The 17,701-nt window shown below is 34.7% G+C and carries 16 protein-coding genes and 4 pseudogenes; 16 read left to right on the top strand and 4 right to left on the bottom strand.

What is annotated here, in order from left to right; genetic code table 11:
* Window positions 1–250 precede the first annotated feature (250 nt).
* From VK90_RS17450 to VK90_RS17440, 3 genes and pseudogenes are all read left to right on the top strand, one after another.
* The gene (locus tag VK90_RS17450) at window positions 251–1,372 is read left to right on the top strand and encodes a PepSY-associated TM helix domain-containing protein (RefSeq protein WP_048374241.1); all 1,122 of its coding nucleotides are present in this window, start codon (window positions 251–253) and stop codon (window positions 1,370–1,372) included.
* Window positions 1,373–1,623: 251 nt separating this feature from the next.
* Window positions 1,624–1,776: pseudogene (locus VK90_RS17445) on the top strand (IS4 family transposase); the annotation flags it as partial.
* Between the two features lie 517 nt (window positions 1,777–2,293).
* Complete coding sequence (locus VK90_RS17440) at window positions 2,294–2,527, top strand: hypothetical protein (RefSeq protein ID WP_025147688.1); 234 nt, start codon at window positions 2,294–2,296, stop codon at window positions 2,525–2,527.
* Window positions 2,528–2,706: 179 nt separating this feature from the next.
* Here VK90_RS17440 and VK90_RS17435 read toward each other — a convergent pair whose 3' ends face one another.
* Window positions 2,707–3,162: a hypothetical protein gene (locus tag VK90_RS17435; RefSeq protein ID WP_048374240.1), complete on the bottom strand. Its 456-nt coding sequence runs from the start codon at window positions 3,160–3,162 to the stop codon at window positions 2,707–2,709.
* Between the two features lie 892 nt (window positions 3,163–4,054).
* Here VK90_RS17435 and VK90_RS17430 point away from each other — a divergent pair.
* Genes VK90_RS17430 through VK90_RS17420 form a run of 3 tightly spaced genes read left to right on the top strand, consistent with a single transcriptional unit; the run spans window position 4,055 to window position 6,908 of the window.
* Window positions 4,055–4,780, top strand: a complete 726-nt coding sequence (locus tag VK90_RS17430) for a (Fe-S)-binding protein (protein WP_048374282.1) — start codon at window positions 4,055–4,057, stop codon at window positions 4,778–4,780.
* Between the two features lie 15 nt (window positions 4,781–4,795).
* The gene (locus VK90_RS17425; protein ID WP_048374239.1) at window positions 4,796–6,226 is read left to right on the top strand and encodes a LutB/LldF family L-lactate oxidation iron-sulfur protein; all 1,431 of its coding nucleotides are present in this window, start codon (window positions 4,796–4,798) and stop codon (window positions 6,224–6,226) included.
* Window positions 6,207–6,908, top strand: coding sequence for a LutC/YkgG family protein (locus VK90_RS17420; RefSeq protein ID WP_048374238.1), 702 nt, complete (start codon window positions 6,207–6,209; stop codon window positions 6,906–6,908). Before VK90_RS17425 ends, VK90_RS17420 begins: the two co-directional genes overlap by 20 nt.
* A gap of 223 nt (window positions 6,909–7,131) precedes the next feature.
* On the opposite strand, the gene VK90_RS17415 is transcribed toward VK90_RS17420, so the two are convergent.
* On the bottom strand, window positions 7,132–7,317 hold the full coding sequence (locus VK90_RS17415; protein ID WP_002175056.1) for an aspartyl-phosphate phosphatase Spo0E family protein: 186 nt from the start codon (window positions 7,315–7,317) through the stop codon (window positions 7,132–7,134).
* A gap of 642 nt (window positions 7,318–7,959) precedes the next feature.
* Here VK90_RS17415 and VK90_RS17410 point away from each other — a divergent pair.
* The gene (locus tag VK90_RS17410) at window positions 7,960–8,355 is read left to right on the top strand and encodes a hypothetical protein (RefSeq protein ID WP_048374237.1); all 396 of its coding nucleotides are present in this window, start codon (window positions 7,960–7,962) and stop codon (window positions 8,353–8,355) included.
* A gap of 51 nt (window positions 8,356–8,406) precedes the next feature.
* A pseudogene (locus tag VK90_RS17405) lies at window positions 8,407–8,724 on the top strand (Rad52/Rad22 family DNA repair protein); the annotation flags it as partial.
* A 103-nt stretch (window positions 8,725–8,827) separates the two neighbouring features.
* Here VK90_RS17405 and VK90_RS17400 read toward each other — a convergent pair.
* Window positions 8,828–9,670 (bottom strand): SDR family oxidoreductase, encoded by an 843-nt coding sequence (locus VK90_RS17400; protein ID WP_048374281.1) that lies wholly within the window; start codon window positions 9,668–9,670, stop codon window positions 8,828–8,830.
* A 338-nt stretch (window positions 9,671–10,008) separates the two neighbouring features.
* On the opposite strand from VK90_RS17400, the gene VK90_RS30775 reads away from it, so the two are divergent.
* The 4 genes from VK90_RS30775 (at window position 10,009) to VK90_RS17380 (ending at window position 14,246) form a co-directional block, all read left to right on the top strand.
* Window positions 10,009–10,179, top strand: coding sequence for a helix-turn-helix domain-containing protein (locus tag VK90_RS30775; protein WP_331457105.1), 171 nt, complete (start codon window positions 10,009–10,011; stop codon window positions 10,177–10,179).
* Between the two features lie 840 nt (window positions 10,180–11,019).
* Window positions 11,020–11,718: an L-serine ammonia-lyase, iron-sulfur-dependent subunit beta gene (gene sdaAB, locus VK90_RS17390; protein WP_048374235.1), complete on the top strand. Its 699-nt coding sequence runs from the start codon at window positions 11,020–11,022 to the stop codon at window positions 11,716–11,718.
* A 22-nt stretch (window positions 11,719–11,740) separates the two neighbouring features.
* Window positions 11,741–12,631 carry an L-serine ammonia-lyase, iron-sulfur-dependent, subunit alpha gene (gene sdaAA / locus VK90_RS17385; protein ID WP_025147696.1) on the top strand — a complete coding sequence of 297 codons (891 nt, stop codon included), beginning with the start codon at window positions 11,741–11,743 and terminating at the stop codon, window positions 12,629–12,631.
* Window positions 12,632–12,926: 295 nt separating this feature from the next.
* Window positions 12,927–14,246 (top strand): aromatic amino acid transport family protein, encoded by a 1,320-nt coding sequence (locus tag VK90_RS17380; protein ID WP_048374234.1) that lies wholly within the window; start codon window positions 12,927–12,929, stop codon window positions 14,244–14,246.
* Between the two features lie 75 nt (window positions 14,247–14,321).
* On the opposite strand, the pseudogene VK90_RS30770 reads toward VK90_RS17380, so the two are convergent.
* Window positions 14,322–14,450 (bottom strand): annotated as a pseudogene (locus VK90_RS30770) (IS6 family transposase); the annotation flags it as partial.
* A 227-nt stretch (window positions 14,451–14,677) separates the two neighbouring features.
* Here VK90_RS30770 and VK90_RS17370 point away from each other — a divergent pair.
* The 4 genes and pseudogenes from VK90_RS17370 to VK90_RS17355 all read left to right on the top strand — a co-directional run.
* Window positions 14,678–15,781, top strand: coding sequence for a DUF3626 domain-containing protein (locus VK90_RS17370; protein WP_048374233.1), 1,104 nt, complete (start codon window positions 14,678–14,680; stop codon window positions 15,779–15,781).
* A gap of 189 nt (window positions 15,782–15,970) precedes the next feature.
* Window positions 15,971–16,371, top strand: a pseudogene (locus tag VK90_RS17365) (DUF6157 family protein).
* 276 nt (window positions 16,372–16,647) lie between these two features.
* Entirely contained in the window at window positions 16,648–17,118 is a 471-nt protein-coding gene (locus tag VK90_RS17360) for an NUDIX hydrolase (protein WP_048374232.1), read from the top strand.
* 137 nt (window positions 17,119–17,255) lie between these two features.
* Window positions 17,256–17,701 (top strand): alpha/beta fold hydrolase (locus VK90_RS17355; protein WP_048374231.1); only part of this gene is annotated, 446 nt, incomplete at its 3' end.

Below are 17,701 nucleotides of genomic sequence, written 5' to 3'. Positions count from 1 at the left end.
TGGGATAGCACCCCACATCCATCAACTTAAGGATTAAGACAATTCTTAAAGTTAAAAGAACGTTACTATTCTCTTATGTTAATGAGAAAGGGTACGTAGTGTATTTACTAGATTTTAGATGAAAGGATAAAGTTTTTTTGTGATTAACAGAATAAAAATAACAAATGAAAATAGTCTAATTTTTTATTGACAATGATAATTATTATCTTTAATATTAATTTGATTTTTCATTAAATTGAGGGGGATATGTATGAAAGTTCGTAAGGTTGTTGGAAAGATTCATTTATACCTTAGCATGATAGCTGGGATGTTTATTGTGCTGATTGGATTGACAGGGAGCTTGCTTGTTTTTCAACACGAATTAAATCGTGTGTTACATCCTGATTTATACAAAGTAACAGAAGGCGAAAAGGTTACTTATCAGAAAGCACTTCAAACTGTATTGGCAGTACATCCAAAGGGTGAGATTCAGCGGGTATATACCCCGGATGAACCAAGTGCTCAAGGTGTTTATTTATTTAATTTGAAAGAAGGAAAGGCGAAACAAGAAGTTTACATCGATCCAGGAAATGGTAGGATCAATGGAGAGTTAGGTGGAAAATCATTTTTTAATCAGGTTGGGGAACTTCATTATCATTTACTTCTTAATGATTTTAAGGGGAAAGAGATTGTTGGCATCATTGGATTTATTTTCTTTTTCATTATTTTATCAGGTTTATATTTATGGTGGCCTGGGATTAAAAAATGGATGCGCGGATTTGTTATACGCCGAAGTAAGAATTCGTATATAAAACAATATGATCTACATAGAGTCATTGGAGGTGTTTCAGTTCCGTTTTTGCTAATCGTTTCGCTAACAGGTGGTCTGTTGGTGTATGATAAAACAATTTTTGGATGGTTTGGAGCGAAAGCTAGTGTGACACCATCAAAAGAGACACTTATTTCGAAAACGCTTTCAGGAGGAAAACTTCCCCTTGATTACTTGTTGAGTGAAGCGGAAAAAGCAGTACCACAAGGAAAAATTCTGCAAGTAAGAATACCGGAGAAAGCGAAAAAAGGAAAGGCAGAAGGTGCTGTGGAAATCCGGATGAGTCGTTCATATGATCCGGGGAATGGGAATATAAAGGTATGGATGGACCAGTATAGTGGAAAAATATTAGCAAAGCTAGACCCAAAAGTAGATAGCGGACTTACATATCAAATATGGCGTCTTCCTTTACATACAGGAACATTTGGAGGAGTATTTACAAAGATCTTGTATGTGATTGGTGGGCTTACTCCATCTATTTTAATGTTTACTGGTGTGTATATGTGGTGGTATAAGAAAAAGAATAAGAGAAAGGGAAAAAAGGCCTCAGTATCTGCAGCGTAATTATATAATTCATATACGAGTAAAAACATGATTTGATGAAGAGAGAAAGAGAAGCATTAAAATGGTCAGTGCATACTGATAAGTGTAAGTGTCATATGGGAGCATGAAAGGTCTTAAAAATGAAAAAATATATAATGTAGAACTGTGTGGTGGTACCCCATCGCTATCAAGCTAATAAAAAGAAATGCCCCCTAAAATGAAAAAATACGCTATTCTTTCTGTAGAATCATAGGAAAGGATGGCGTTTTTGTATGTCTATTTCTGTTTCTGATGAATTACAACTATTTGCGCAAGAAATTCAAAGCTTTTTATCTCCAAATATCTTACGAGATTTTGCTAGAGATGTTGGTTTTGTTCAACGAACCAGTAAGTACCAAGCGAAAGATTTAGTCGCTTTATGTGTCTCGAGGGTTATTCTTAAAATTCGTTAATTCTCCACTTCTGATATGGTGCCCCCTAATTGATGTGAGTTTTATGAAGTTACTGTTCCAAAAACGACCGTTTATGGTACTTTACTTATTTCTATCCAGATAGAGAAAAATACTATTCAAATTCAGTTTCAAAACTCATTACCAAAAATAAAAGCTCCAAACATATTAGTCATATACAATATGTTTGGAGTATGATATTTTAAGTGTTTTTTGGATTTAGGTCTTGATAACGTATAGATAATTTAATTAAGGCGGTAGGAATGTATTGGACTCAGATGTTGACTCGGTTAGTTGGCTAAATAACCTCGAGTTTCTTATGGTACCTTTTATTATTTTGAGAATGTAGATTGGATACACTCTCATGTTGCGCAAGGTATTTCAACCTATTAAAAAGCTAGATTAAGTCATCCTTATAAAAGAGGCTTCTTTTTAAGAGATTTTATTTAAAAATATATTTTCATATAACAGATTTAAGGGGGATATTACATAAATGGAGCAGGTTATACAAGAGTTTTTTTCTCCAAGTAAAAACTATAAGGTTCAAATCATTAAAAGAAAAGATGGTTTGTATACAACAGAAGCTTATAGATGGATGGAGGATTGTGGTTATGAATTTTGGAGTTATATATCACAAGGATTTTCGTTGATAGATAGTGAGGAACATGCGCGAAAGATTGCTATGGAGCAACTAAAGGAGTGTTCAAGGGAAAGTTTTTCATATTAACTTTGAATATAGTAGGGGCAAAGAATTTTTAATGTTTTATTAATAATAAGATAGAGGAAGGAATACAGAATAGTTACATTTATTTGTAAAAAACAGACTGCATTCCAAAATTAACCTTTTATTGTCTATTAATAATTGTTGTAGATTGTTAAACAGAGGAACAGAATTATATAAATAGATTACTGTATACGAATAGGTGGCTCATTTATTAACCATATACCGTCTATTTGAGTCATTTCGAAGTATACATCATCAAAAAGTGACGGTAGTTTTATACATGCATAGTTTTGGCTAGTTTCAATAGGCTTATTTGCAAATTTAAACCTAAATAACAATTCTTTTTGAGACTTTGCACTTTTTAAAAACATTTGTTTATCATTTTCATCATTAAGCGTTGTATAAAAGCGATAGGTAGTTTCGTTATGCTCCTGTTTAATAGAATATAGAAACAATCTTACAATCGTTTCTGGGTTTTGGTTTTGTAGTAGGACAACATCATTGTTTTTGTGAAATTGATTGTACAATCTTTGTTCTTTTTGATTTAATTTCTCAAGGTATGGTGAGGGATACATATACCAGAACAAACTACTGATGCAAACTAGTATTATAAGTCCTGTAAAAAAGATTTTTTTCATTGTTGTTTACTCCTTAATTTCAAAAAGAAATGCATTACTAAGCCGTTTTGTTTGAAATGGAATTTCTTTTTATAGAGAGGTTTTAGTAAGTAAAATATTGTGATTTTTCATGACTAAATTTCTCTTTTAATTCATGATAGGATATTACTTTGACAAAAGTTAATCAAATAAACAAAGACCCTGTAAAAAATACAGGGCCGGATACAGGGTTAAGGGAACACATAGTTTCTTAAAAACATAATAGCATATATTTTTTGTATAGTTATATGAAGATTTTGACGAATTTAAGAACAAGATAGAAGATTTTTAAGAGAATAAATATAGTACTGGAAATTTGATTTGGAAATGAGATATTCATCTAATTATATAGATGAGAAATGGTGAGTACTTTAATCGTAATACCTTTTAATAAGCAATATAAATTAGAGAAATACACTGGATTTTTAGAAATATATAGAAAAAATTTTGATTAGATAAAAAAAGAAAAGACACCCGAAAGGTGTCTTTTCTTTTGGTATACAGCTCACACGTTGCTGAATTAGATATGAAACCATAATTCGATTATGAAATAAACAACATAAGAAATTCTAACATGATCTGGACTAAAAAGAATATGTAATACTGCATTTTTTAAGTTTTTATTTACTTTATTGAATATAGTGCAGAAATGTAGGCGAAAAGGGCATGTCGATGGTAAGTTCCATTATTTCATTTGTTTTAAGATTTGCGATTGCATCGTATTTTAGTAAGAAAAAGTGATTGAGATAGTCCTCAATCACTTTTTTGTTATTTCTATTCATATTTTTAAAATTTTTACCAATAATATACAAGGAAGGTAAAAATGGTTATAAAGTTACTTGAGCATACTTTACTGTATTTAGGGGTGTCAAATATGAAAGTATCAATATTTATCACTTGTGTTGCAGATATTTTTTATCCGGAAGTAGGAAGAGATGTTGTGGAAATTCTTGAAGATTTAGGGTGTGAAGTTGATTTTCCTAAAAGTCAAACTTGCTGCGGACAGCCTGCTTATAATAGCGGGTATGTTAAAGAAACAAAAACAGCTGCAAAACATATGATTGAAGCCTTTACTGGTGCAGAATATGTTGTGGCACCGTCGGGGTCTTGCGCTATGATGGTTCACGAGTTTTCGAGCTTATTTTCTGAAAGTGAAGCAGAGTGGAAGAAAAAAGCGACTGAACTTGCAAATAAAACATATGAGTTCACGCAATTTCTTGTTGAAGTATTAGGGAAAGAAGACTTAGGTGCGGAGCTTCATAAAAAAGCAACGGTTCATACATCTTGTCATATGAGCCGATTAATGGGAATTAAGGAACCGCCGCAAAAATTATTAAAATGTGTAAAGGGACTGGAAGTTGTTTCGTTACCACATAATTATGATTGCTGTGGATTTGGTGGTACATTTTCAGTGAAAATGCCAGAAATCTCTGAACAAATGGTCGATGAAAAAGTAAAGCATATTATGGAAACCGGTGCGGAAGTGTTAATCGGGATGGATTGTAGCTGTTTAATGAATATAAAAGGGCGTTTAACTCGCAATGGTTATCCAATTGAAGTAAAACATATTGCTGAAGTATTGAATGAAGATCGAAAATAGGAGGGGGATATAAAGATGGGAATGAAAATTGGGAATGATCCCTTTCATAAGCGTGCTGAAACAGGTATTGGAGATAAATTTATGCGCCAGGCTGTCAGGAAAGCGCAAGATGGTCTTAGAGGCAAGAAATTAAAAGCTACTGAGAGTCTTGGGAATTGGGAAGACTGGCGAGCTTTAGGAGAAGAAATTCGAAAGCATACATTAGAAAACCTTGATTATTATTTATATGAGCTGAGTGAAAATATTGAGAAAAACGGTGGTTTTGTTTATTTTGCAAAGACTGCAGAAGACGCAAGGGAATATGTAAAAGAGATTGTAAAAAAGAAAAATGCGAAAAAAATTGTGAAATCAAAATCTATGGTAACGGAAGAGATTAGTTTAAATGAAGCGATTGAAGAAGCTGGAGCGGAAGTGTTAGAAACAGATCTTGCTGAATTTATTTTACAAGTGAATGACCATGATCCTCCGTCACATATTGTTGTTCCATGTCTTCACAAGGATAAAGAACATATTTGTGAAATATTTAAAACAAAGTTAAATTATACTGGAACATCTGATCCTACGGAAATGGCGAGGTTTGTAAGATCGTATTTACGTGATGACTTTTTTGCAGCGGATATAGGGGTGACTGGATGTAACTTTGCTGTTGCAGAGTCTGGATCGATTTCTATCGTAGCAAACGAAGGAAATGCAAGACTTACTACGACACTTCCGAAAACGTTGATTACAGTTATGGGGATGGAACGTATTGTTCCGACATGGGAGGAGCTTGATGTTTTAGTAACACTTCTATGCCGAAGTTCTGTAGGACAAAAGTTAACAAGTTATATTACAGGGTTAACTGAGCCTGGTGGGACAGATGGACCTGAGGAATTTCATTTAGTCATTGTTGATAATGGTCGTTCCGATATTGTAGGAACAGAATTCCAAAGTGTTCTTCAGTGTATTCGTTGCGCGGCATGTATTAATGTGTGTCCCGTATATCGACATATTGGTGGACATGCATATGGCTCTATTTATCCAGGACCAATTGGGGCTGTGTTGACACCGCTTTTAGGGGGATATGATGAATATAAGGATTTACCTTATGCATCTAGCCTTTGTGGTGCTTGTACTGAAGCGTGTCCAGTGAAAATCCCGTTACACGACTTATTAATTAAACATCGCAGCCGCATTGTAGAAGAAAAACGATCACCTGTAGCTTGGAACGTGGCTATGAAAGGTTTTGAAAAAGCGGTGAAGAGTTCTAGATTATTTTCTTTTGCTGCGAAGAGCGCTCCGTATGCATTAAAACCTCTTGCAAAAGGGGATAAGATCGAGCGTGGAATTGGACCGTTAAAAGCTTGGACGGATGCGAGAGATTTTCCAGTTCCGAAAAAACAACCGTTTCGAGAGTGGTTTGAAAAACACGAAAAGGAGAACGATGATGGCCATCCAAAATCGTGAGGAATTTTTACTCCAATTATCAGAAAAGCTTGGTAGGAAACGTCCAGAAGCAGTGAAAAAACCGAACTGGTCTTTTTCCCCGCAGTGGACTGTTTTTGAAGGATTCACACAAGAGGAACTTGTATTAAAGTTAATGGAGCACTGCGAAGTTATTCATACAGAGGTGAAGCGAACAACAAAGGAAAATCTTGTTGAAACGTTTCAATCTTTTATAAAAGAATGGAATATCAAATCTGTTATGTATTCGAATGATGAGCGCTTTAACGAGTATGGTCTTACTCCATTTTTCAGAAATGAAGGTACAACACATTTTCGTACATGGGGATTAGATCATAAAGAAGAGGACATAGAATTTGCGAAAGCTGCTGACCTTGGCATTACGTTCAGTGATATCACTCTGGCAGAATCGGGAACCGTTGTGCTATTTAATGATGGGTTAAAAGGAAGACATGTTAGTCTTCTTCCAGAGTCATATATTGCAATCGTTCCTAAAAGTACGATTGTACCAAGATTAACCCATGCTACCAAACTTATTCATAATCAAAATAAAGCGGGAGAAAAACTACCGGCTTGTGTGAATTTCGTTTCTGGTCCGTCAAATAGCGCGGATATTGAAATGAACCTTGTCGTAGGTGTACACGGGCCAATCAGAACAGCATATATTATTGTGGATGATCAATAATGATTTACGTTTGCGAAATAGCGCTGGCGCATACGAGTTGGAAATATAGATGAAACACACAATCACATTTATAAGAATACTGAAAATAGAAAGCCCTGGCTATTAAATATAACCAGGGCTTTCTATTTTTAGAAGGATGGGTCCGATAGATTCTACGCTTGCAAAATTTCCATTCTATTGCAAGTGTTGAAACCATGGAGAAAAATATAAAATTCTAATTTATTCATGCGATATTTCCTTCTACACAACATTCTTTTTTTTGTAACATATTTAATAATCTATCTAATTCTTGACTGACACATATTATCTCTGGAGAAGTGAGCATATAGTGTTTAGTTAAGCGAATCATTTCCTGTCTTTTCTTCTCTATTTGGCTTCTTAGTGTTGTACAGTTCATTTCTTGACTCATTATAAAATCTGCTCCTTTCACTTTGAAGATCTAGCTTTAAAAAACATGTCCAAATTATATAATGGAATTATCTCATTAAAAGGAAGTTTACAAAAGATGTAATATTTCCCTTTTTAAGTGAAAAAATTACGAAAAATCCGGATTTATCTTATAATTAGAGGCCACAGTATAGTTCACCATCATAAATACCACATTCATTAATACAAGTAATATTTCATTTTTAAAAAGATATCCTCTAAAAAACTCTGCCTTATGGCAATATTATAGTTTAAATTATGACGGATTTATGGTTCAAATCGCATAGTAATAAGCATTTCTTTAATAACAATGAAGCATTTATTTTTATATTTTAAAAAAAATATTGATATAAAAATTTGAAATGTATAATATATAGGTATAATGATACTTTGTTTGATTTCGTTTATTCCCACACCTTATGTGTTGTGGTTGAGTTGTAGAAGCAAGTTGTGTTCTTGTTTCAATTGTGAAAGGGCTTCTTTGAGCCGATTAGTGTATATATAGCTTATTTTGCTATGCACATTTTTAATCGACTTGAAGAAGCCCTTTTGTGTTGTCTTTAAGTTTGGGTTTATTGTATAGCCAACACTTTAGGCGATTATTTCATTACTTAGGGGGAACATCATGAATACAATCATGGAAAAATCACAAGAGAAGTTACAGAACAATGCTTATTTACATTGCATCATTGAAGAAATTAAAGAACTAGCTAATCCATTATGGATCAGTTCTATCGATATGTTAAATGCACACAATCAAAATTTCAATGCGAAAGCTACAACGTTTAAGGATATTATCATTTCTGATTTAAGAGATTTGAAAGTGAGTCTAAGTCTAATTTATGCAGCACATAATATCAATCGTGCAAGTAAAGAAGGGTTGAATCTGCGCTTATCCATTCAATCAGGAAAGGATATTACTTCCTATGAGGAGTGGCTGCTTCATGAAAACAGAGGGATCATATGTGAAATGATTGATGAATTTCGAAATAAAGAGTGGGTACACTCAAATTCGAAATAACAATTTATTTCACATAAATTGTACAAAATCAAATAATGTAGGAGGATTATTATGACTAACATGATGGAAAATTTACAAGCGGAATTTCCATTAGAACAATTGGGATGGAAGATTACACACACATTCGAAAGCCAAGGGGAATTTTTCGCGTATGTAGCTCCATTTGTTGACGCTCGCGCCATTCAGGACCGATTTGACGAAGTCTTTGGTATCGATAAATGGCAAGTGTCTTATGAAAAATGGGGTGAGAATGCAACAAAGTGTACCATTTCGGTGTTTTTGAATGAACGCTGGATATCAAAAGAGGATGGAAGTGAAGAATCTGACTACAGTTCTGTAAAAGGTGGTTTTTCAAATAGTTTAATGAGGGACTCTCTTTTTCTATCTAAAAAAAATAGAAATGACTCATCCAAAGGTGTTGGGTAAATACCCTATTCGAATAATAATAACTAAGATTATTTTTGTTAAATATTTAACCGTTTATAATTTCCCCACCATTCACGTGCAGAATTTGCCCTGATATGTAAGATGCATCATCGGAAGCCAAGAATACATAAGCAGGTGCCACTTCAAACGGTTGGCCGGCTCGCTTCATAGGAACATGGTCTCCAAATGTGGCAAGCCATTCTGGAGGCAAAGAAGATGGAATTAATGGAGTCCAAATTGGTCCTGGGGCCACACCATTAACTCGAATCCTTTGCGGTGCCAGTGACAATGACAGCGAACGTGTAAATGAAACAATGGCTCCTTTAGATGCCGCGTAGTCAATTGCATCTTGATCTCCATGATAGGCACTAAGGGATGTTGTATTTATTATAGAGCTCCCTGAATTCATAAATGGAAGAGCAGCTTTCGTCAAAATAAACTGCGAAAAAATATTTGTGTGAAAAGTACTTGCTCGTTGGTTTGAATCTACATCAAGTAGACCGTTCTTTATGTATAGTACACCGGCATTATTCACCAAAATGTCAATACGACCAAATTGGTGAATTGTTTGCATTACTGCTTGTTGGCAATGCTGCTCATACCCAATATCACCTGGAATGGTAATGCAACTACGGCCATACTTTTTGACATAGAACTCCGTTTCTTTTGCATCACTATGTTCATTTAGGTATGAGATTGCTATGTCTGCACCCTCTTTCGCGAAGGCTACAGCGACAGCCCTCCCAATTCCACTATCCCCACCAGTTATAAGCGCTACCTTATTTATAAGTTTACCAGCTGGTTTGTAATCGGGGTTATCAAATATAGGTCTAGGTATCATTAATGATTCAATGCCAGGTTTACTTTGTTGTTGAGGTGGGAAACCCATCATAATCATTCCTTTCTGAATTTTCCTATAATAAATGAAATTCTGATATAGGTTATGATTATCATCAGGAAAATATATCCTCCCCAAAGAATTAAATAGAGGAAGTGAAGGGGGATTTACTCCATCAAGGTGTAATGTAATTTTTATAATTTGTAAAAAAGTATTCATTTTTTTCTTTAGGAAAAGTTAACACACAGGTACTATTTTAACAAACTTCAGCCAGAATTCTCCTTCCTCTAAGCGCAGCGTAGGTGAGAGATGAATGGCCCGACCTAACAAAAGTACTTCTGAGTGGTAAAGCATCGTACAATTTGTTTATAACAGAGTTACGAGAACAAATGTTCGTATGTGACGACATAATGAAATTGAACTACAGGTTTGAAATCTATCCTACAGAAGAACAACAACATACATTAGAGAGGTGGATTTCCATTTGTCGTCAGCAATATAATTCCGCTTTGCTAGATAAACAACGATATTATAAACAAAAAAGACTTAACACGGTATGAATTACAAGATCAGCAAAGACTTGATAAAAAGATATATCATTTCTTAAAAGAGCTGCCTTCGCAACCTTCGCAACCTTTTCAGGAAGTGTTTGCGCGCTTGGAAAAAGCCTATAAAAAGTTCTTTAAAAAGGATGCTGGCTATCCAAAAAGGAAAAGTTTTAAAAAATATCGTTCTATTACTCTTACTCAATTTGGTATGTTCAAATTTAAAAAGAAGTTCCTTTTTTCTGAAAATGTATATAGATGCAAAATATATCATGAATATCCGAAAAAGATTTTATATTTCATTAATTTATTCCTTTCCATCTACATTAATCATTTATTGCAACAGCTTTCACGTCTAAAATAAGATGTTTCAACAAAGGAAAGTATACGTATCTTTATAATGATTTTCCAATATAATCAAGGTGTTAATAAAAGGAACTCTGTGTTATTTTTGCTTTTCTACTAACTAATACAGCTTCAAACAATGGACACAATTGCTACATGCCAAGTGTAATTTATTATCCATTCAAGATTCTGTTTATTCAATCTTTCGGAAAATAAAAAAATATTAAACTCATAAATATACAAGTTATAATGAGGGCGTCGAGAGATAATCTATTACCTCTAGAGAAAATATCAAACCTAGTTCTAGTGCAAAAATTCTAAAGACCTTGCAAGTAACCTTCTACAATTGGACATATTGATACGATTACTCTAAGAAAGGTGTGTGATCAGAAGGGAAATTTATTAACATTAAAAATGAAAGCGTTATCAATCTGATCTTATTTTGAATTGGTCATTCTAATAACTTAGATTCAACTGCAATTAAAAATAATAAATTATGGGGGTGCTTATATGAACATGAATGTAGCATCTATTAAAGAAAAAAAGGTTATTAAATACAAAAGTTGTTTTGATGTGATTGGGCCGGTAATGATAGGTCCTTCAAGTTCACATACTGCAGGTGCTTTGGCTATTGGAACAGTTGCCAATAAATTATTTCAAGGTCTTCCAAAAAAAGTCGTGGTAAGGTATTATGAATCATTTGCTGAAACTCATAAAGGACACGGAACTGATTTTGCAATTATTGCTGGGATATTAGGATTTGCTGCCGATGACAGCAAAGTGCCAGATGCTATTAAAATAGCAGAATCTAAAGGAATTGACATTACTTTTATTGAAAAAGCCGGTGATAGTCCTGCTGGTCATCCAAATACGGCAGATGTATATTTAGAGGATGAAAACCGAGGTATTAGAACGATGGGTATTTCGGTCGGCGGTGGATTAATTGAAGTCAAACATGTTGAAATTGACGGATTTAGCTTAGATCTGCAGGGGCCATTGCCAGTTATTATTGCGATTTCCGAAAGAGCTGACTTTGAATTTGTCTTACGCAGGATCTTTAAACAATATGATGTGGAAATTAACAACTTTCATAGTTTAGAAGAAAACGGAAAATATTTATATGCATTCGCTTTGGATTCTCTATTGCCTGGTAATGTTCAGAAGGAATTAGGAAATTTAAGCAATATATCTAATCTCATTATTCTATAGTTACATTAAGGGGTGAAAAAATATGTATATGATCATAAAAGAAATTGTGGATGCAGCTAATAAAAGCCAAAAGCCAATTTATGAATTAGCAATCGAACAGGAAATCGAACAAACTAAAACGTCTTATGAAGAAGTTTGGAGTAAAATGGAAAGAAATTTAGCGACTATGGAAAATGCCATAAATAAAAGTATCGAGGGCGACGGGGTATTTTCTCCGACCGGTTTAACCGGAGGTGATGCTGTTAAAATTAAAAACTATCGAGAAAATAGGAAAACTCTTTCTGGAGATTTGATGGTGTTAGGGATTCAAAGTGCTATCGGTGTTAATGAAGTAAATGCTGCATTAGGGGCTATTTGTGCAACCCCAACAGCAGGTGCGAGTGGGACAATCCCGGGAGTCCTATTTAGTATTAAAGATACGTTGCAGTTAAGTCATGAAGATATGATCCATTTTCTATTCACTTCAGCGTTATTTGGAACGATAGTCGCAAATAACGCTTGTATTTCAGGAGCGTACGGAGGATGTCAAGCTGAAGTAGGCAGTGCCTCAGCAATGGCGGCTGCAGCAGCGGTAGAAGCTGCCGGAGGAACGCCACAGCAATCTTCTGAAGCTTTCTCAACCGCATTACAAAATTTACTCGGTTTAGTTTGTGATCCGGTCGCTGGCTTGGTAGAAATTCCTTGTGTAAAGAGAAATGCCATTGGAACGGCAAATGCTCTAGCAGCAGCGGACATCGCATTAGCCGGCGTAAACAATATCATCAATGCTGATGAAGTTATTGAAGCGATGTATAGAGTTGGAAGACAGATGCCTCGCGAATTAAGAGAGACAGGTTTAGGTGGAATTGCGGCAACACCTACAGGGATTGCCATTAAAAATAAAATCTTTGGAGAGAAACAATCAAATCAATAAACAGTTATCGGAAATATTGTGAAATAGTTAACAATTCTATTCTCTATTGTTCTCCTAAGGATGTCTGTATATTGAGAGACATTATCACTAAAATATACTACTATATAATTAAAATATTTTGTAAGCGCTAATAAAACCATCAGGTTGATAACTAGCGAATTTTTCGGTTTTGATCAACTTAGAAGAAGGGCACACGATGTGGCGCACTTTGTAAGCAATACATTTTTCAAGAATAGCCTATATTCCTAAGCCTTAAAAAGAGACGTAAGAATAGGATACAAGGGGGAATTATTATATGAATGGGAATACTGCAAAAAAAATAGAATTTCAAGCTGAAAATACTGCAGTAAAAAATGAGAAATATCTAGACCCTAAAAAGTGGCATAAACAGGATACTACCTGGGCATTGAGCCTTTTTGGAACAGCAATTGGAGCAGGTGTACTCTTCTTACCTATTAATGCAGGTTCAGGTGGTTTATTATCATTACTGTTAATTACTATACTTGCATATCCTGTTATGTATTACTCACATAGGGCGCTTGCTAAAATGATATACGCTTCAAATTCTGCTGATGAGGGGATTACAGGTACAATAAGAGAGTATTTTGGAAATAAGGCAAGTATCATTTTTAACATAGTATATTTCGTCTCAATTTATACGATCGTGCTGATGTATTCGGTTGCACTTACAAATACTGCAAGTAGTTTTATCGTGCATCAATTGCACATGCAGGAGCCTCCAAGGGCCATTTTATCGCTTGTATTAGTACTCGGTCTTATCGCTATACTAAATTTTGGTCAAGATATCACTGTAAAGATAATGAGCATGCTAGTATATCCTTTCATAGCTTCTCTACTTTTTATCGCAATATCTTTAATTCCACAGTGGAATACGTCAATGCTTAGTTTTTCAAGTGTTTCTACTGCTTCAACAGGAACAGGATATTTCGGAACGATATGGATGATACTACCAATCATAGTGTTCTCGTTTAATCATTCCCCTATGATTTCGTCATTCGTTATGAAACAGAGAGCTACGTATGGAATAGAAGCTACTGATGCCAAGTGTGCTCAAATACAAAAAGTTTGTTATATCATGACATTCGTTGTTGTTATGTTCTTTGTTTGGAGCAGTACTTTAAGTTTGACTCCAAATGATCTTAAGGTGGCAAAAGAACAGAACTTGTCAATCCTATCCTATCTTGCTAATGAGCTTAATTCGCCTGTAATCACTATTGCAGCTCCTATCATTGCGTTTGTGGCTATTACAAAGTCCTTCCTTGGCCATTATATAGGAGCGTATGAGGTAATGCGTGACATGATTATCAAGTCTGGTAAAAAACGTGGGAAAGATATAGGAGAAAAAACAGTTAAGACAATGATTCTTACTTTTGTCGTATTAACATGCTGGTATGTTGCTTATGCAAATCCAAGTATTCTTGGAATCATTGATGCCCTTAGCGGTCCGTTAGTTGCTGCCATCTTATGTTTATTACCAATGTATGCAATTCGTAAAGTGCCAGTACTAGTTAAATATAGAGGGAAAGCGAGCAATGTATTTGTCATTATTATAGGTATCCTTACTGTCCTAGCAAGTATTAAGTCATTATTCTAATTCACTATTGTTTGTTTTCATGCAAAAATAGTGGGATATGAAAAAAGAACGAAAGATTCCTAACGGAATTGAATTTTATATTGTTAAACCAAAGAAATCATGGTTTTGGACAAACTTCTCACCTTGGAGAGTTTGTCCTTTTTTGATCATATGCATAACTTCTATTCCAGCAATCACTTTTTTAGCTGTTTGCAATGATTTTAACGAACTTCAGCCATTCATCTCCTTCCTCTAAGCGCAGCTGTACAGAGATAATAAAGTTGTTTAATTTACAATAAAGTCGTTTAAAACATAATAAAGTTGTTTAAAAAACGCCAGTCATGTTATTCCACAATCGGGCCAGATTGTGGAATAAAAGAAGAAGGGATTCTATCGGTCAGCACGAATTAATTAAAAAATCAGGTACCCAATGAAAGGAGGTTCATCTATTCATGGAATTATCAATGCCACAAAAATTTGCTTTAGAATATATTACAAGTTATGCCAAGAACCATAAAAATGAAGCTAAAGCAACAATTAATCATATCCTTCAAATGTCTAATATCGATGGTAAAGCATTTAGAAATGCAATCATGAAATTAATGGAAAATGCAAGGGTTGCTTTACACTTTCATCCAGATCGACCCGATTCGTCTATGAAATGTGTTGCTAAAGCACTGCTTGAGCAGGGGACATATAAGAGCCAATTTGAAACGCTTTTATCTAATGGAAGTGTATCCGCTTTGCCTGGCGGTGAACGTGATCTTTGGGAAAAGAGAATTTTTGGAGGAGCCTATCAACTGAAGGATACAACAAATAATCAACGTCCTAAATATGGGGCTCTCAATTTGATGTTACATTCAGATGGACCATCTCCACGTTTTGGATCTTGCTATTTTCTTCTATACCCAGATGTTTCATATCGCTGCACATTTACGTATATGGATTCGCATCAAGACCCCAGGGAAAAAGGTACATATGAAGAGTTTGATATGATTATGGCTGCACTTTTGGAGGAGGCGTTCACAAGAGATTACGCAATTGGTGAAAAAAATTTGACGCCGTCAAAATTAATTAATCATTTGCTAGTTAATCTTGAGAAGCCATTCTTGAATCCGGCAAACAAAGAGCCAGACCGTAATCTTAACCACTATATTGAAGCCCAGATTCATGGTGATATTTCTCTGAAAGAAGACGTGGAAATACTTGTTGCAGATCCTTCATTTAAGGACACGGATGTAGGGCGAGTCCTTGAAGAAATATGCCTGAAGTATTCCATTGATCTTTTCTGGCACTCAGGCTTTGCACTTCTAGTAGATGACGTTCCTGTAGATTTTAGAGGCCCATCAATGCCTTCTCTGGCAAAACGCATTGCACGTAATCATATTTTAGACACGAACATGATTGGAGCTGCTGCAATAGACTTGAAACGTAATCCAGATTCTTGGAGCGATCGTGGGACCTATAAAGAGGTGCTTCAAGAATTAAAACTCTTATGGCACGTTTTAGTTAGGTATGGAAAGCCAATTCGAAACTTTAAATTAAACGGCACGTAATTGGATAGAGATAGGTATTCCATTAAACCAGCTAATAGAAGCATAAGCGTTATTCAGTTAAAGGGCGCTTTTGTTGAAGAACTTTTTTGAAGTAGATTCCCAAACTTGGAAATCTACTTTTTAGGTATTTGTATAATTGTAAATATTATATATCTTTATGAAAAACTGGTTTACTACGGAGGGTGTTATATGAGTTACAAGAACACACTTATTACCATTTCAGAGGATTCAAAAGCTACTTTTGCCATAGTACCTGTCACCAGAAACGGAAAACCTACTATTGCTTCTATTGAATATGATTTAATTAAGAATAATCCTTATAAATTTACACAAGAAGATGTGCAATTTAAAACTTATTTAATCAAAAATCAAATAGAAGAAGAAAGTACAGATGAACTGCGAAAACAATTTTTTTCAAAATCTATGGCTTGCTTCAGAGCTTCTCCTTTAGTGAAAAATTAAGGTTGGGTATACACTATAACGATCAAGGAAAAATTGCCATTTATGATGTTAAGAGTGAAATATATAACCAATTGCTTAATCAAGATAAGATTACTAAATTAAAAGGTATGCGTTTGAAAAGAAAATAAAACAGTATCTTATTATAAATATCCTTTATTAAAGTAAACGGTGCGTTAGTAAAATAACCTAGAGGATATTTTTGCAGCTCTTTCGCATTTTCAATCTTCCACAATCGAGCCAGATTGTGGAGTAACTTTATTAATTGTTTCGTGAAGATTGTGAAGAAGTGTACTTAAGCTAACGTGGCAGATTAGTTGAATAAGGAATAATATCATTTCATTACCATTTTCTCCTATTTTTATATATAATTAATTTGTATTTTATATATAAAAAGGAGGGAATTTATGACTACAAATAAGGACTACATTCGTTATATTCGGGAAAAAGTAGGGCACGATTTAATATTTCTTAATTTTGCTGGAGGTATTGTTTATAACGAACGAAATGAAATTCTTTTACAAAAACGGGGAGATAGAAATGAGTGGGGCCTTCCAGGTGGTGCTATGGAACTTGGAGAATCTCTTGAAGAAACCGCTAAACGAGAAATACTTGAGGAGACAGGATTAAATGTTGAGGTTGAACATCTTATAGGTGTCTACTCTAAATATTCTGGTGAGTTTCCGAACGGAGATAAAGCTCAGACTATCACTCATTGTTTTCAATGCAAGCCAATTGGCGGGGAACTTACAGTAGATGGTATTGAGACTTTAGATTTAAAATACTTCCCAATAGACCAAATACCGAAATTATTCACAAAACTACACGAAGATGCCTTAGAAGATTGGCTTTCCAAAAGAAAAGGTGTATTTAGATAAAAACACTTTCAAATTAATTATCTATAATCTTTAACTAACGGGTAGCTTTAGCAAAATATTACTGAGCTGCATAAACGGCCCTTTTTTTATTGTAGAAATAATAATGTAAAGCTTATAATTTAATTGGGTGATTAAAAGTGACTATACAACATAAAAAGATAATCAATTTCTATGATAGACGTATACTGTTCAATAAATATCGTAAAAATACACCAAGCGTAATCTTTATTGCAGGGTTAGGCGATAGCCATGAAACATGGAAAAAGGTCCAAGACCGAATATCGGATGAAACGTCAACCTTGTCCTATGACAGGGCGGGTATTGGCAGGATAGCTGTCCCGCGAACTTGCTGTGATCTTGTCGAGGAGCTCTCCGAATTGTTGCAAGCGCTTGACGTGGAGAAGCCTTATATATTAGTAGGCCATTCCTTTGGTGGGTTGGTCGCCAGATTGTATACCAGTCTTTATCCGCTGGACATCTGTGGTATGGTTTTGGTTGACGCTGCACCGGAATATAAAGAACTTGCCTATGAAAAGGTTCTACCAGAAAATCTACTTGTAGGAAATAGGGAATATTTCGAGAA

Source organism: Bacillus sp. LK2 (genome assembly GCF_001043575.1).
In the GTDB taxonomy this organism is placed as follows: Bacteria; Bacillota; Bacilli; order Bacillales; family Bacillaceae_G; genus Bacillus_A; species Bacillus_A paramycoides.
This window is presented reverse-complemented; position numbering and strand designations above follow the sequence as displayed.

Coding starts and splice junctions, on each gene's coding strand:
- VK90_RS17450 (WP_048374241.1), top strand. CDS start 251: ATGAAAGTTCGTAAGGTTGTTGGAAAGATTCATTTATACCTTAGCATG.
- VK90_RS17440 (WP_025147688.1), top strand. CDS start 2,294: ATGGAGCAGGTTATACAAGAGTTTTTTTCTCCAAGTAAAAACTATAAG.
- VK90_RS17435 (WP_048374240.1), bottom strand. CDS start 3,162: ATGAAAAAAATCTTTTTTACAGGACTTATAATACTAGTTTGCATCAGT.
- VK90_RS17430 (WP_048374282.1), top strand. CDS start 4,055: ATGAAAGTATCAATATTTATCACTTGTGTTGCAGATATTTTTTATCCG.
- VK90_RS17425 (WP_048374239.1), top strand. CDS start 4,796: ATGGGAATGAAAATTGGGAATGATCCCTTTCATAAGCGTGCTGAAACA.
- VK90_RS17420 (WP_048374238.1), top strand. CDS start 6,207: ATGGCCATCCAAAATCGTGAGGAATTTTTACTCCAATTATCAGAAAAG.
- VK90_RS17415 (WP_002175056.1), bottom strand. CDS start 7,317: ATGAGTCAAGAAATGAACTGTACAACACTAAGAAGCCAAATAGAGAAG.
- VK90_RS17410 (WP_048374237.1), top strand. CDS start 7,960: ATGAATACAATCATGGAAAAATCACAAGAGAAGTTACAGAACAATGCT.
- VK90_RS17400 (WP_048374281.1), bottom strand. CDS start 9,670: ATGGGTTTCCCACCTCAACAACAAAGTAAACCTGGCATTGAATCATTA.
- VK90_RS30775 (WP_331457105.1), top strand. CDS start 10,009: ATGTTCGTATGTGACGACATAATGAAATTGAACTACAGGTTTGAAATC.
- sdaAB (WP_048374235.1), top strand. CDS start 11,020: ATGAACATGAATGTAGCATCTATTAAAGAAAAAAAGGTTATTAAATAC.
- sdaAA (WP_025147696.1), top strand. CDS start 11,741: ATGTATATGATCATAAAAGAAATTGTGGATGCAGCTAATAAAAGCCAA.
- VK90_RS17380 (WP_048374234.1), top strand. CDS start 12,927: ATGAATGGGAATACTGCAAAAAAAATAGAATTTCAAGCTGAAAATACT.
- VK90_RS17370 (WP_048374233.1), top strand. CDS start 14,678: ATGGAATTATCAATGCCACAAAAATTTGCTTTAGAATATATTACAAGT.
- VK90_RS17360 (WP_048374232.1), top strand. CDS start 16,648: ATGACTACAAATAAGGACTACATTCGTTATATTCGGGAAAAAGTAGGG.